The sequence below is a fragment of the Reichenbachiella faecimaris genome (assembly GCF_900176375.1).
Taxonomy (GTDB): domain Bacteria; phylum Bacteroidota; class Bacteroidia; order Cytophagales; family Cyclobacteriaceae; genus Reichenbachiella; species Reichenbachiella faecimaris.
In genome coordinates this window covers 408,529-421,423 of sequence record NZ_FWYF01000002.1, presented here as the reverse complement: position 1 = coordinate 421,423, position 12,895 = coordinate 408,529, and the positions used below count along the sequence as shown (strand labels likewise).

14 protein-coding genes are annotated in these 12,895 nt (G+C 36.8%); all 14 read right to left on the bottom strand.

Annotated features, from left to right (window positions below):
* Positions 1 to 58: 58 nt before the first annotated feature.
* Positions 59 to 1,495, bottom strand: coding sequence for an MBOAT family O-acyltransferase (locus tag B9A58_RS09695; RefSeq protein WP_084372651.1), 1,437 nt, complete (start codon positions 1,493 to 1,495; stop codon positions 59 to 61).
* A gap of 120 nt (positions 1,496 to 1,615) precedes the next feature.
* Complete coding sequence (pgl, locus tag B9A58_RS09690; protein WP_084372650.1) at positions 1,616 to 2,299, bottom strand: 6-phosphogluconolactonase; 684 nt, start codon at positions 2,297 to 2,299, stop codon at positions 1,616 to 1,618.
* Positions 2,296 to 2,961 (bottom strand): acylneuraminate cytidylyltransferase family protein, encoded by a 666-nt coding sequence (locus tag B9A58_RS09685; protein ID WP_084372649.1) that lies wholly within the window; start codon positions 2,959 to 2,961, stop codon positions 2,296 to 2,298. Before B9A58_RS09685 ends, pgl begins: the two co-directional genes overlap by 4 nt.
* Positions 2,958 to 4,355, bottom strand: a complete 1,398-nt coding sequence (locus tag B9A58_RS09680) for a hypothetical protein (protein WP_139793820.1) — start codon at positions 4,353 to 4,355, stop codon at positions 2,958 to 2,960. Before B9A58_RS09680 ends, B9A58_RS09685 begins: the two co-directional genes overlap by 4 nt.
* 28 nt (positions 4,356 to 4,383) lie before the next feature.
* On the bottom strand, positions 4,384 to 5,379 hold the full coding sequence (locus B9A58_RS09675; RefSeq protein WP_084372647.1) for a glycosyltransferase family 2 protein: 996 nt from the start codon (positions 5,377 to 5,379) through the stop codon (positions 4,384 to 4,386).
* 2 nt (positions 5,380 to 5,381) lie between these two features.
* Positions 5,382 to 6,272, bottom strand: coding sequence for an NAD-dependent epimerase/dehydratase family protein (locus B9A58_RS09670; protein WP_084372646.1), 891 nt, complete (start codon positions 6,270 to 6,272; stop codon positions 5,382 to 5,384).
* 1 nt (position 6,273) lies between these two features.
* Positions 6,274 to 6,816: a dTDP-4-dehydrorhamnose 3,5-epimerase family protein gene (locus tag B9A58_RS09665; protein ID WP_084372645.1), complete on the bottom strand. Its 543-nt coding sequence runs from the start codon at positions 6,814 to 6,816 to the stop codon at positions 6,274 to 6,276.
* Entirely contained in the window at positions 6,813 to 7,880 is a 1,068-nt protein-coding gene (rfbG, locus tag B9A58_RS09660) for a CDP-glucose 4,6-dehydratase (protein WP_084372644.1), read from the bottom strand. The genes B9A58_RS09665 and rfbG overlap by 4 nt, the downstream gene beginning before the upstream one ends.
* 18 nt (positions 7,881 to 7,898) lie before the next feature.
* Entirely contained in the window at positions 7,899 to 8,672 is a 774-nt protein-coding gene (gene rfbF, locus B9A58_RS09655; RefSeq protein ID WP_084372643.1) for a glucose-1-phosphate cytidylyltransferase, read from the bottom strand.
* Positions 8,673 to 8,687: 15 nt separating this feature from the next.
* Complete coding sequence (locus tag B9A58_RS09650) at positions 8,688 to 9,386, bottom strand: FAD-dependent oxidoreductase (RefSeq protein ID WP_084372642.1); 699 nt, start codon at positions 9,384 to 9,386, stop codon at positions 8,688 to 8,690.
* Positions 9,387 to 9,389: 3 nt separating this feature from the next.
* Positions 9,390 to 10,715 carry a lipopolysaccharide biosynthesis protein RfbH gene (gene rfbH, locus B9A58_RS09645; protein ID WP_084372641.1) on the bottom strand — a complete coding sequence of 442 codons (1,326 nt, stop codon included), beginning with the start codon at positions 10,713 to 10,715 and terminating at the stop codon, positions 9,390 to 9,392.
* Between the two features lie 22 nt (positions 10,716 to 10,737).
* Positions 10,738 to 11,457 carry an inositol monophosphatase family protein gene (locus B9A58_RS09640; RefSeq protein WP_084372640.1) on the bottom strand — a complete coding sequence of 240 codons (720 nt, stop codon included), beginning with the start codon at positions 11,455 to 11,457 and terminating at the stop codon, positions 10,738 to 10,740.
* Positions 11,457 to 11,957, bottom strand: a complete 501-nt coding sequence (locus B9A58_RS09635) for a NanQ anomerase/TabA/YiaL family protein (protein ID WP_084372639.1) — start codon at positions 11,955 to 11,957, stop codon at positions 11,457 to 11,459. Before B9A58_RS09635 ends, B9A58_RS09640 begins: the two co-directional genes overlap by 1 nt.
* Positions 11,957 to 12,892, bottom strand: a complete 936-nt coding sequence (locus B9A58_RS09630; RefSeq protein WP_084373197.1) for a phosphoglycerate dehydrogenase — start codon at positions 12,890 to 12,892, stop codon at positions 11,957 to 11,959. Before B9A58_RS09630 ends, B9A58_RS09635 begins: the two co-directional genes overlap by 1 nt.
* Positions 12,893 to 12,895: the final 3 nt, after the last annotated feature.

Here is a 12,895-nt window from a genome sequence, read left to right as displayed (position 1 = left end):
ATCAAAATTATGATGATACTGATATGTTGACCTAGCCGGGTTAAAAATGTTTGCATGATTAGAACTGAAAATAGATAAATTTTTGTTCTGCACCTCCAAGGCCAATAATAAAGAAAGCTATCATAGTATAGAACGCAAACCTCCACGGCCGTTTCCAATTCAAAAATAATTTTTCAATCGCAAAGTTATCTTCTCTTCCACTCCATTCTATCAGAATGAAAAGCGGAATTAACCCGAGCAATTTACTAGGAATAACTTCTGGTATTTGAAACAATTCTGGAGTAAAAATGTTCTCAATGATAGTAACTGCATGGCCTAAATTTTTTGCCCTAAAAAATATCCATGCGAAGCATGTCAACCCAAAAGTAAATGTCATGTTAAGCACTTCTACTAAAGAGGGGACCAACCTTCCTGCAGCTACAGAATCAAGATTGTGTCTATTTTTACCTAAAATTATAAGAGGTAGAAAATAGAATGCATTTAATCCTCCCCAGATTAGAAATGTCCAGTTCGCTCCATGCCAAAACCCACTTACAAGAAAAATAATAAATACATTTCTTATAACCAGAATTTTGCTCCCCCTGCTTCCTCCCAATGGAATATACAAGTAATCTCTAAACCAGGTATTAAGTGAAATATGCCACCTTCTCCAAAACTCACCAATGTCACGTGAAAAATAGGGGAAGTCGAAATTCTTCATCAAATTAAAACCAAACAATCTTGAGGTGCCAATAGCAATGTCTGAGTAGCCTGAAAAATCACCATAAATTTGAAAAGCAAAACAAATAACACCAACTAATAAGGTACTGCCCGAATAGAGCGATGACTCATCAAATATCTGGTTAGCAATAAATGCACAATTATCAGCAATAACTATTTTCTTAAATAATCCCCATAATATTTGTCTAACACCGTCAACTGCGGCTGAGTAATTGAAAGTTCGTTTTGCATAGAATTGTGGTAATAAGTTGGATGCTCTTTCTATCGGGCCAGCTACTAATTGTGGAAAGAAACTTACGAACGCAAAAAATGAGATGATATCCTTGGTATGAGATAACTTTCGCCTATAAATATCAATGGAATAACTAAGGGTTTGAAAGGTATAAAAGCTAATTCCCACCGGAAGAATAATGTTAAGCCGATTGGGGTCAATTGGTTGGCCAAAAAAGGTAAAGGCGTCTGCAAAACTTTGGGCAAAAAAGTTGTAATATTTGAAAAATCCCAAAAAGCCAAGATTTACCAAAATGCTTACGATCAACAATAATTTTCGATGATTATTGTTGTTGCTTTCTGAAAGTCTTTGACCTACACAGTAGTCAACAAGCGAACTAAATGCTATTAAAGATAAAAATCGCCAGTCCCACCAACCATAAAAAACATAACTTGAAATCAGTAGAAATAAGTTTTGCAATTTCAAATTTTGATTGACTACAAACCAATAAATGAGAAATATTATTGGCAAAAAAATGGCAAACTCGATTGAATTGAAAAGCATGTATGCGTCTGATTTTAACCAAATATTATTGTTGATTCGAAAAATCCAATCATGTTAAACCTGTTTGATCAGGTATCTACAATCAGTTTACTACTCTTTGATTTTGGTTTTCTCTAGAGATTAGTGGTAGAATTTTGCAAAGGTATATATTTCGGGAATTTTTACACAATTAATTGGAAATCTAGCCTCTTCAGACAAAAGAATATTTAATTTTTCAACACTATTTACCATGAGGAGTTTGAATTTTGCATTGTTTATTAAATCCATTGAAAGTGTAATTCGATAGCAGCCATTGTGTGGTTTTGATGTAGACAAAACCCATCGATCACGATTTTCAAGTTCTTCACAATTTGGGAACAGAGATGCCACATGACCATCTTCTCCCATTCCAAGCAAAATAATATCAAAGACAGGAATATTGCCGCCAAAATAATTTCTAAGTTGATTTTCATACTCAATAGCTGCTAAAGCGGGGTCAAGCTCACCTTTCATTCGATAGACATTTCCAATGACTTCCAAACGGTCGATCAGATATTTTTTGGTTGAGCCGAAATTGCTCAATTCATCACTTGGATCAACACATCTTTCATCGAGCCAGAACAAATCAACCTTTTCCCAATCAATTTTTGAACTATAATTTGAAGCCAATAATTCAAATATAGCAATGGGAGTTCGTCCACCTGACAATACCAACAAAGCTCTATTTTTTTCTGAAATGGCCTTTTTACATTGTAAAGATATTTGTTCACAAATTTGGGTGATAAAATCTACATGATTCTCGGCCTTGTACAAAGAATTTTTCATTTGTTGGCAAGATCAAAAAGTGCTTCTGCATAATCGAGATCTTCTTGAGTTTTAATCACATGAGAGGCAAGCTTATTTAAAGGGAAATATTTGATCTTCCCTGTATAAGTAGCACACTTCTTTAATTCATAGGCTTTAATATAATTGTCCCTTTTCCAAGCCGAAATACTCCACATTATACGCTGAACAGGAGTTAATTCTTGCGAGTTAGTTTTCCTATCCAAATAAAAATTAACAGGTTGACTGTTAAAGGCACATTCAATTTGAATCTCTTCTACGCTCAAAAAAATGTCAGCTTTATTCTTCTTGATTTCTTCTACAAAATTTTCGATGTCCAACGTACTGACTAATGGGGCTATGCTGTGGAGCTGTACTACATAATCACACTCATGATCTAATAAGAATTCATAGACGAAATCTTCACTAGTCGCTATGTTGTTAGCCAAATTCTCGGGTCTCTTATGAAATTTTGCACCCGTAGCTATAGCCACCTGACCTATTTCGTCTGATTCACTATTAACCCAGACTTCATCAAAGCATTCGACGACCAGGGCTTTCCTGATGGCATGCACAATCACAGGCTCACCTCTTAGTAACTGCAAATTTTTTTTTTTCAATCTTTGGCTGCCCAATCTGGCAGGAATCATGGCTATAATTTTCATAGGCTCAAATAGTATATAATATTTATAACGATTAGGGCGATAAAGGCCGGTATCATCTTGTTTCTTTCATAGGAGAGGAAATTCGTATGCAAGCTTTTGTATACCATAGGCGCAATAATTGGCATAGAACCGATTAATGAAATGATGTGCGACATTGGAAAAACAAGGATTCCTAAGATGTCATATAATAAGTATAATGATGCGAAGAAAAAGACTGCTACCATTCCCGCATTCAAGTGCTCAATAACATTATTGGATTGATTTGAAATGGCCAATGACATACCACTCCAGCGCATCAGGAAACTTGAAAAAGAAAACAACATGATCATCTTCATGTCACCTAATTCCACATTGCTATTCAAAAGTGAAAGTACATCCTGTCCAATAGTTATAAGTCCAATATAGCCAACTAAATACACTAAATAGCTGATAATCTGAGATTTAAACAAAATCAGCATTAGTAATTTGAAGTCCGCCAAGGCGCGATATTTCGCAATAACTGGAATTTTTGACTGAAAGGTCGCCATAGTAAAACGTTCCAATATGTCGAAGATCTTTTTTGTAAATAAGAAGCTAGCAGATTGCGAGGTGGTGAAAAGCTGAGCAACCAAAACGGCAGATATGTGCTTCAAAACGTTGGCAATGACCGTGGTAATTCCGCTTTTCCAGGCACTGTCCCACACCAGTTTAAACAGATGCTTGTCAAACCGTTGCACTCTTGATGTCGTTTTTAATTTATTATATTCTTTTTTACCTAAAAAAACTAGAACCAGAGCTCCTGATAAGGTAACAATTTGATAGATCAGGACGATGCTGATAAGCGTAGGGTAAAGAATCAAGACAAGTATGGTCAATCCAAGCCCCACCAGGTTCACAATACCTAATGAACGCTGTACCAGAGCGACTTTATTTATTCCCTCAAGAAATACCCTGTAGTAGCCGAAAAATAATACGCTGGTGGTTGACACTACAATGATTGACCAGGAAATCCAGCCATCTGATACGTTGTCCAATTCCAGGATAGGCTTCTCCAAAGCGAAAAAGGCGATGATCATCAGTATCAGAAGATAGACAGCTGATAATGCCATGTATACCATTTTCATCAATGAAAAGATCTTTGAGAACTCATCAGGATCTATATCCACAACCTCACAGGCCATCTTTTTCTGTATGATGTTATTGAATTCGTTTATTCTTATCCCGGAGAATGAATAGGCGATGAACCGAGTAAAGGTACCATTGAAACCAAAAAGTACGCCCTGGCTCATGGCCACAATAGAAGAAAATAAAAACCATACATTTATTTCCTCCACATTCAGGCGGGTAATAACTATAGGTATGGCAATTGTTGAGCTTATTAAAACAACAACATTGCTAAACCAAGTGTTAGCCATTGAAGAACGAAATATTCTCGATAGCATCTTACCCTAGAAATGACTTGATTTTCTGCTTGAATTTTTTTGGAATCAGACTCTTGTATCTGAATAATAAGACATATAAAAAACTAATCATCTTAAAATCAAACCCCGTGTCCCAGTATATCAGATGCTTATAAAAAAGTATGAACTTAGGCTTTAATGCAGTGTTATAAGTTGAATTGTTAAGCTTACTCCATTCGCTTTTGAACCTGTCTCTCAGCATCTTTTTTTTGAAATTATACCTACTCCCATATTTTTCAATTGTAGCACTATAGAAACGCTCGTCGCTCATTAGAGAATTTACTATTTCATCGAAATAGTCATTTACAGAATCAAAGTAGAACTTAGCACTTCCCTGAAAACGACTCTCTCTTCTAAAAAAAACAGGACTATGTTCAATGAAGACTTTACTGCTATTAGCGAGTAATTTGCCGTGCATGACTGTGTCCATATAGTATCCGTTTGGATAGCCCAAAATTTCAAATGATCCAACTTTGAGGAGTAGCGATCTGGAGAAAGTAAATAGACTTAAATGATTATGAATCTTTGTCTGGTAAAACAATTCAAGTGCCTCTCTACCAGTCATTTCGTCCCTCTGTGAAACAAGTTCCCCACCCCTTTTTGCTTTGCCGTCTTCATCAATTACTTCTAGATGGGTCATATATAGATGATCCTTTGACATTTCGGACAACTCCCTACCACTCAAAAAGCCATCACCGATCATATCATCATCAGACAAAAGAAAAAGCCATTCCCCACTTGACTTTGTGATTGCAGAATTAATTGATTGGTTCATGGGAAGAATGTCTGTATAATCTCCACCAGACCAATTGACTTCATTGTTTAGCCAATATCTGGATTGTTCATATTCTTTTACACTTGTATTATTGATATTGACAATGATTTCTTTTTTATGTTTTACTTTAAAACATGATTCGATTGCCAAATCAATATATTCAGAGTATCGAACAGTAGGTATGATTATACTCAGTGTATCCATTTTTAGCTACTTATAAATATTCTCTTAAGCCCATCTTTCAAAGAAACTTTAGGCTGCCAGCCAGGAAGTGTTTCATAATTTAGCCAGGGAATCATAACTTCTCTTTCTCGATACGAGCGTTTACCCCATTGAATATTTAATCTCTTGCCGGTGATTTCTTCAAACTGTGCTACCAATTCCCTTAGTGATATTTGAGTACCGGAAGATACTGCAAAACTCTCGTTAATTGGTTTTGTTTCATCAAGTATGCGATTTGTGGCTAATTGATAGGCTTCGATAACGTCATGTATATAAACAAGGTCTATTAATTGTTCGCCTGCTGACATTTCCAACTCAACTCCTTCTCTTGAAAACTTATTAAGTAGGTTAATGAGCTTAGGTCTTTGGTCATTTTCACCATAGGTATCAAACAACTTGAGTGTTATTACACTGATGCTTTTCGCCTGGTGATAGTATTCGACTAGGGTCTCGAATGCTTCTTTAGTAGCTGCATATAAGCAAACCGGATTGTAGGGCAAATTATTATAATGCTGCCATGAAGTTCCTGTATTTATAATTTTGCTTACATCTGCTAGCTTCATGGCTTCCAAAATATGTGTTCCAAACCTTATGTTGGAGTCGATGAGTTTATTGATATCTTCCGTCTTATGCTCAGCAATGAAAAGGGAGGCTAAATGAATAACAACTTCAACAGAATTGTTCCGCATATAATCGGCAAGATCGTAAATATCTTGATTATACTCATAGACGGAAATCTTTTCGAGCCAACTTTCATCGGACAATGAAGATTCCGGGCGTACTATTACGTGCACATCGTTTTTTCTTTCAACTAATACTCTTACCAGATGTGAGCCTACAAAGCCGGTATATCCGCTTACTAGAATTGCAGCCATATCAGAATGGGTTGCTATTTTTAAAATCTTCTAAACTTGGAAATGACAGATCCCTGGCGGAAATTATAGGTTTAGAAATGCCCCAATTAAATCCGAAACTTTCCCATTTTATGCCTAAATCCAGTACATTGTTGTACTCTGTAGTAACGGCATAGATAGTAATGGTGTCATCTTCAAGGCTCCTAAAGCCATGAGCGCAGCCTTTTGGAATCAATACGGCCTTCGCGTTTTCAGATGACAATTCAAAACTTTCGAATTGCCCGAAGGTGTCACTTTGCTTTCTAAGATCTAATACAACATCCAATATCTTACCCTTAGGCACATAGATTAATTTGTGATGATCTTCTGGAGGAATTTGGAAGTGCATTCCACGTATCACATCTTTTTGAGAAACAGAATAATAACTTTCGCTAAAATTCAAATCTGAATGAGCTTTCTCAAATACACTCTTTTGAAATGTCTTCAAAAATGTACCTCTGTTGTCTCTTAGGAGGTTGTTTTCTACTAAAAAAAGACCTGGAATCTTGGCTTCAATTAGGTTCATGATTCAGTTTCAATAAATTTATTTATTTGTTCTACACAAATATCATAAGGTTCCTGGTTTTGATAGTTTTTGTACCAATCGACTGTTAGTTCAACCGCTTGTTCAATTGATAATGTTGGGGTCCATCCCAGTTTAATTCTGGATTTTGAAACATCCAATGCGAGCAAATTGGCTTCATGTAAAACGGCTTTTTCAGATCCCAAGGCCAATTTACCCTTGCCATAATAGTTAATTATTTTTTCCGCCAAATCCTTTACCGTAATAATGGCATCGTAGTCAGGGCCAAAATTCCACCCTTCAGCGTATTTTACTGGGTCCTGGGACATTTTGTATGCAAGCAATAAATAACCACTTAGGGGTTCGAGAACATGTTCCCATGGGCGTGTTGCTTGAGGGTTTCTAATTTCAATTGGCAAATCTTGCAGTATTGATTTAATACAATCCGGAATCAAACGATCTACAGACCAGTCTCCACCTCCGATTACATTGCCCGCTCTAGCAGAGGCTATTGATTTGCCATGTTGTTCATATTCATTGACATTGAAATAGGACTTTCTCCAAGAATTGATTGCAATTTCGCATGCACCTTTTGAAGAAGAATAGGGGTCATGTCCTCCCATTGCGTCATTCTCTCTATAGCCCCAAATTTGCTCTTTATTCTCATAGCACTTGTCCGTAGTAATAAGCACGGCTATTTTGGCCGAATTAGTCGTCCTGATAGCTTCCATTATATTGATGGTGCCTATGACGTTTACCTGATATGTTTCAACCGGAATATCATAGGAAAGTCTGACCAAAGGCTGTGCTGCGAGGTGAAAGACTATTTCAGGTTGATATTTCGAGAATACATCTTTTAGTTTTTCTGCATCCCTTATATCTCCTCTAATATCAACCATTCTATTACTTAAACCAGTAACAATGAAATTGTCCATGTCATGAAGTGGATCTAGCGCGTAGCCAACAACCTTGGCACCCATTTCAAGTAACCAAATTGCGAGCCATGACCCTTTAAAGCCGGTATGCCCGGTAACCAGAACAGTCTTATCTTTATAATAATCTTTCATCGTAAGGCTTTTTTCGAATTACCAAACTTTCCATGGAGCTTCATTGTTATCCCACATTGCATTAAGGTCCTTATTGTCTTTTAGAATGTCCATCGGTTTCCAAAATCCGAAATGAGGGTAGGAATTCATTTTACCATCTTTAGCCAGTCCCTCCAGTGGTGCTCTCTCAAATATAATGTCATCTGAGGATTCAATATAATCAAAGACTTCAGGCTCGCAAACAAAGAAGCCCGCATTAATCCAAACACCATCACCTGCTGGTTTTTCTGTGAAGGAATTGACTTTGTTATTTTTACCAATTTCGAGGGAGCCAAATTTGCCCTGTGGTTTGTAGGCGGTCACTGTAATTTTAGACCCCGATTTTTCGTGCTGTTTGATGCTTTCTCCAATATTCACGTCACCAACACCATCTCCATATGTTAGACAAAATCTCTCCTGACCAATATATTTTTGAATTCTCTTTACCCTGCCACCCGTCATGGTGTTGAGCCCGGTTTCAACAAGTGTAACCTTCCAATTTTCTGCCTGATTGTTGTGAATGGTCATTTCATTTTTTGCCAGATCAAAGGTAACATCACTAGTGTGAAGAAAGTAGTTGGCAAACCACTCTTTGATCACATATCCCTTGTATCCCAGACATACTATGAATTCATTAATCCCATGACAAGAATAGATTTTCATAATGTGCCATAAAATGGGTTTGCCACCAATTTCAACCATTGGTTTTGGTATTACCTGCGTCGCTTCGCTCAACCTTGAACCAAAACCACCAGCCAGTATCACTGCTTTCATGTATGTACTATGTTTTTAATCCCACTCATCGAGATAGATGTTTTCTGCGCCCTTTTCCTCAAGTTCGTCCTTAAATTTCTCAATTAGCCCTTTCGATCCACAAACGTAAAAATGTTCTTCTGTAAAATCGTTAACATTTGGAATAATATCTGAGACAAGCATCCTTCTATTTTCTGATGTTGAAGAAGTTTTTCTTGTAGTGAATGTTTTCAAATGTCCTTCGGGGAGTAGCCTTTTTAAATCTTCAAAATGAACCAATTCGGACTCTTTTCTTGCAGAATAGTAAATGTAAAGCCTATTGACTTTGCCATTCATAGTCAAGTATTCAAGAAAACTTAAAAAAGGTGCTATACCTGTTCCTCCTGCTATACAATGAATTTTCTCCTCTTCATCAAACATTGGCAACATAAAATCACCATATGCATATTTCACTGTACATATTGTATTCGGGACAAGTTCATTGAATATTCTGATGGTGTAACTACCAACCTTTTTTATAATTAGCCGAATTAACTTTTCCTGTGGATTGTAAGAGGCAATACTGAAGGTCCTAGACTCAGGCCATAGGGCCGAGGCATCGGTTTGATCGAGCGTCAGTTGTAAAAATTGACCTGGTTCATAATCTTCAAACTCATCTACTCTAAGTATAAATTCATGGACGATATCGCTGTGAACGATGACGTCAACCACTAAAGCACTAGAAACAATTGACATTATTTAAATTTTTTTGAAGAATTCAGCAAAAGTATTAACTATATACTGATTTTTTTCCTCATCTATTCCTGGGTATACTCCTATAAAAAGAGCATTATTCATTATATAGTTGGTATTAGGAAGGTCTCCAATAACACGATGATCAATATCTTTATAGGCAGGTTGTTTAAGCAAATTTCCTGCAAATAATTGTCTGGTTTTAATGTTAGCGGATTCAAGATGATTAGTCAGCTCATTTTTCGTAAATTTATTATTTTCCCTTACAGAAAGCAGAAACCCAAACCAAGATGGATCCGAATTCTTAGTTGCTTCCGGAAGAATTAAATATTCTTCATAAGGTTTCAACCCTTCTTTCAAGTACTGGAAGTTGTCTTTTCTCTTTTGTATAAATTCTGGCAACTTGTCTAATTGAGCAACACCAACTGCGGCTTGCATATCAGTAACCTTTAGGTTGTAACCTATATGACCATAGACATATTTATGATCGTATCCATAAGGAAGGCGGCCATGTTGCTGTGTAAATCTTCTACCACATGTGTTATCAGCCCCTGGTTCGCAATAGCAATCTCTGCCCCAATCTCTCAAAGAAGTGGCAATTCGATTCAATAGTGGGTTATTGGTGAGAACCGCTCCTCCTTCACCCATCGTCATGTGGTGTGCAGGATAAAAACTAGTAGTGGCAATGTCGCCGAAAGTACCAACCATTTTACCGTTATAAGTAGAACCAACCGCATCACAGCAATCTTCAACAACAAATAGTTTGTGTTTCTTAGCAAACACCATTACTGCATCAATATCGAATGTGTTGCCCAGGGTATGTGCGATCATGATTGCTTTCGTCTTTTCTGAAAGTGCCAATTCTAATTGCGATACTTGAATATTCCCTGTTTCAATTTCAACATCAACAAAGACTGGGATCAAACCATTTTGTATAATTGGATTTACGGTAGTTGGAAATCCTGCGGCTACTGTGATCACTTCATCACCGGGTTTTAATTGCCTATTTTTCAAAAGAGGTGAAGTCAAGGTCGAAAAGGCAACTAAATTGGCAGATGAGCCTGAGTTGACCAAAATACAATTTTTCTGTTCCATAAACTTGGCAAAATCTGACTCGAATTTCTGAGCATATCTACCTGCCGTGAGCCAAAAGTCTAAGGATGAATCAACTAGCTTCACCATTTCGTCATGATCATATACCCTGCCGGCAAACGTAATATTGGTTTTGCCTGGAACAAATTCGTCTTTCTCATTTTGAGTAACTGAATAATATTCAGCGACTTTTTCTAAAATTTCCGTTCGAAGTTGTTGTTCTTTTTCAGATTGTTTCATCTTAGTATTTTGTTTAACAAAATCAAACACCCACTGATAAGTTGGTGCTATAATTTTCTTGATTTTTTAAATTGTATGTCATGTGAGCAGCAACGTTGATTGCCAAGCCAGCAGCAATATCCCACAATTTTATTTTATCTTCTTTGTATGAATCCACCCTTCCGCATGCGACATAACATAACGAGAGGGCAGCAGAGCCAAACATTCTGATCTTTTTGTAATCTTTGACGTGATCGAAAAACGCAGTGAGTGTCTTATCATTGAGATCAAGATAAGTAGGAAAACCGGTTGCCAGAATGGCCTGATTGCGCTCTTTGATTTCAGACGGTTGAATTTCATTGTTATTGAGCCAGGCGCCTTTGCCAACCAAACCTGAAAACAGCTCGTCCCTAAAGAAATCATATACCACCCCCAATATGGGTTGATCATTTGACCAAAGTGCGATTGACACGCATGCTATTGGACAATTTCGACTATAGTTCATGGTTCCGTCTATTGGATCAATAATCCAGTACGGCTTTGATTGATCAATTTGTCCAATTAGCCCAACTTCTTCAGATAATATTGAGTAGTCAAACTTTGATTGGAGACTCTCAATTATTTTCTTTTCTGCTTCTTTATCAAGTTTTAATTTAATGTCTTTTCCTTCTAGGCTATCAATATGCTTGGATTCTTGCTTCAACAAGAAACTTCCGACTTCCTTCGCCAATTCTTTGGCCAACTTGAACTCCTCAGTATACATCAATATTGCTCTATCGGTAGTTTAACCACTGTTTTGTAAATTAAGCTTTCAATTCCATTATACCTAGGCAATCCCATGTGGGCATCTTCAGGAAAGTAAATGGAAAGGCTGTTTTGTTTCATAACTATCTTGGACATATCGTCATTGGCCTCATAAATAATAAGATCCTTATCCTTGTCATATTTATTCTTCACCGTCAAGAAGTTTTTGTCTATAGTTTCCATCTGCTCTTCTCCACTAAGTTGCAGTTGAAAATCAATATATTTGAGATGTGATTCAATAAAGCATTCATCTCTATTCTTAGTATTGTATACTTGTTCTAACGCGAAAATATCTTCGGTCAATTGCACTCTTTCAAAGGAGCCTATTGGTAGTGAAAATATCCTTTGGTGTATTTCAGACCCTATTTTTGCAGCTTCCCTAAGATAACTAAAGACAATTGTCAGTTCTTTATCCTTGAGCAACTCTTCTATACTATATAGATTCCCAATAATAGCCATTAATTTTTTCTGTAAAATTTGGTCAAATTGTCTATTGCTGAATGTCCCATGGCAATAACTGCCTCCCTTGCATTACCGCCGATATGCGGTGTATTCATTAGGTTTGGTATTGCGAGTAAATCAGAATCCTCAGGTGGTTCGGTTTCATATGCGTCTATAGCCGCACCTGCTATCAATTTATTTTTCAATGCATTTTTAAGATCGTTTTGATTTATTATACCTCCACGTGCTGTGTTAATAACTATAGCAGAGGGCTTCATCTCTGCAAGTCGATCTTTATTTATCAGATACATAGTTTCCTCAGTTAGAGGGGTATGAATACTGATAATATCGCTACGCCTGATCAGTTCGCTTTTTGAAACCTCTTCCAGATTGTTTTCTGCATAATAATCAGCTTGATCAATTATGTCATTTACAAGAATGGTACAGTTAAACGGTTTCAGGAGAGCGATTAGGTCTTTGCCAATATTACCCACTCCGATTATGCCAATGGTCTTACCTGAAATTTGTTGACCTCCATTCTTATTCCATAAGCCTAATTTTAATTCATTGGATCCTGTATAAAGATTTCTACTTAAACATATCATAAAGCCAAGCGCCATTTCTGAAACTGATCTTCGATTAACTCCTTGTGTGTGCAATACAGTAATATCACGACTTTCGCAGGATTTGAGGTCTATATTGTCAAGGCCTACCCCATATTTGGATATAACCTTCAGTTTTGGCAGCATTTTCAACAATTCATCGTCAATTTTATCCAAACCCACAATTGCAGCATCGCAGTCGGAGAGATAATCAATCAATTCATCTCTTTCAAATCTTTTGCCTGCAGTATTTGTTTTTATACTTTCAAATCCAGATTGATTCAGCTGATTTACCAGTTGTTCGTTCTTTGAGAATGCCACTGTGGTGACTGCGACCTTAATTCCTTTCATGTT

Coding starts and splice junctions, on each gene's coding strand:
- B9A58_RS09695 (WP_084372651.1), bottom strand. CDS start 1,495: ATGCTTTTCAATTCAATCGAGTTTGCCATTTTTTTGCCAATAATATTT.
- pgl (WP_084372650.1), bottom strand. CDS start 2,299: ATGAAAAATTCTTTGTACAAGGCCGAGAATCATGTAGATTTTATCACC.
- B9A58_RS09685 (WP_084372649.1), bottom strand. CDS start 2,961: ATGAAAATTATAGCCATGATTCCTGCCAGATTGGGCAGCCAAAGATTG.
- B9A58_RS09680 (WP_139793820.1), bottom strand. CDS start 4,355: ATGGCTAACACTTGGTTTAGCAATGTTGTTGTTTTAATAAGCTCAACA.
- B9A58_RS09675 (WP_084372647.1), bottom strand. CDS start 5,379: ATGGATACACTGAGTATAATCATACCTACTGTTCGATACTCTGAATAT.
- B9A58_RS09670 (WP_084372646.1), bottom strand. CDS start 6,272: ATGGCTGCAATTCTAGTAAGCGGATATACCGGCTTTGTAGGCTCACAT.
- B9A58_RS09665 (WP_084372645.1), bottom strand. CDS start 6,816: ATGAACCTAATTGAAGCCAAGATTCCAGGTCTTTTTTTAGTAGAAAAC.
- rfbG (WP_084372644.1), bottom strand. CDS start 7,880: ATGAAAGATTATTATAAAGATAAGACTGTTCTGGTTACCGGGCATACC.
- rfbF (WP_084372643.1), bottom strand. CDS start 8,672: ATGAAAGCAGTGATACTGGCTGGTGGTTTTGGTTCAAGGTTGAGCGAA.
- B9A58_RS09650 (WP_084372642.1), bottom strand. CDS start 9,386: ATGTCAATTGTTTCTAGTGCTTTAGTGGTTGACGTCATCGTTCACAGC.
- rfbH (WP_084372641.1), bottom strand. CDS start 10,715: ATGAAACAATCTGAAAAAGAACAACAACTTCGAACGGAAATTTTAGAA.
- B9A58_RS09640 (WP_084372640.1), bottom strand. CDS start 11,457: ATGTATACTGAGGAGTTCAAGTTGGCCAAAGAATTGGCGAAGGAAGTC.
- B9A58_RS09635 (WP_084372639.1), bottom strand. CDS start 11,957: ATGGCTATTATTGGGAATCTATATAGTATAGAAGAGTTGCTCAAGGAT.
- B9A58_RS09630 (WP_084373197.1), bottom strand. CDS start 12,892: ATGAAAGGAATTAAGGTCGCAGTCACCACAGTGGCATTCTCAAAGAAC.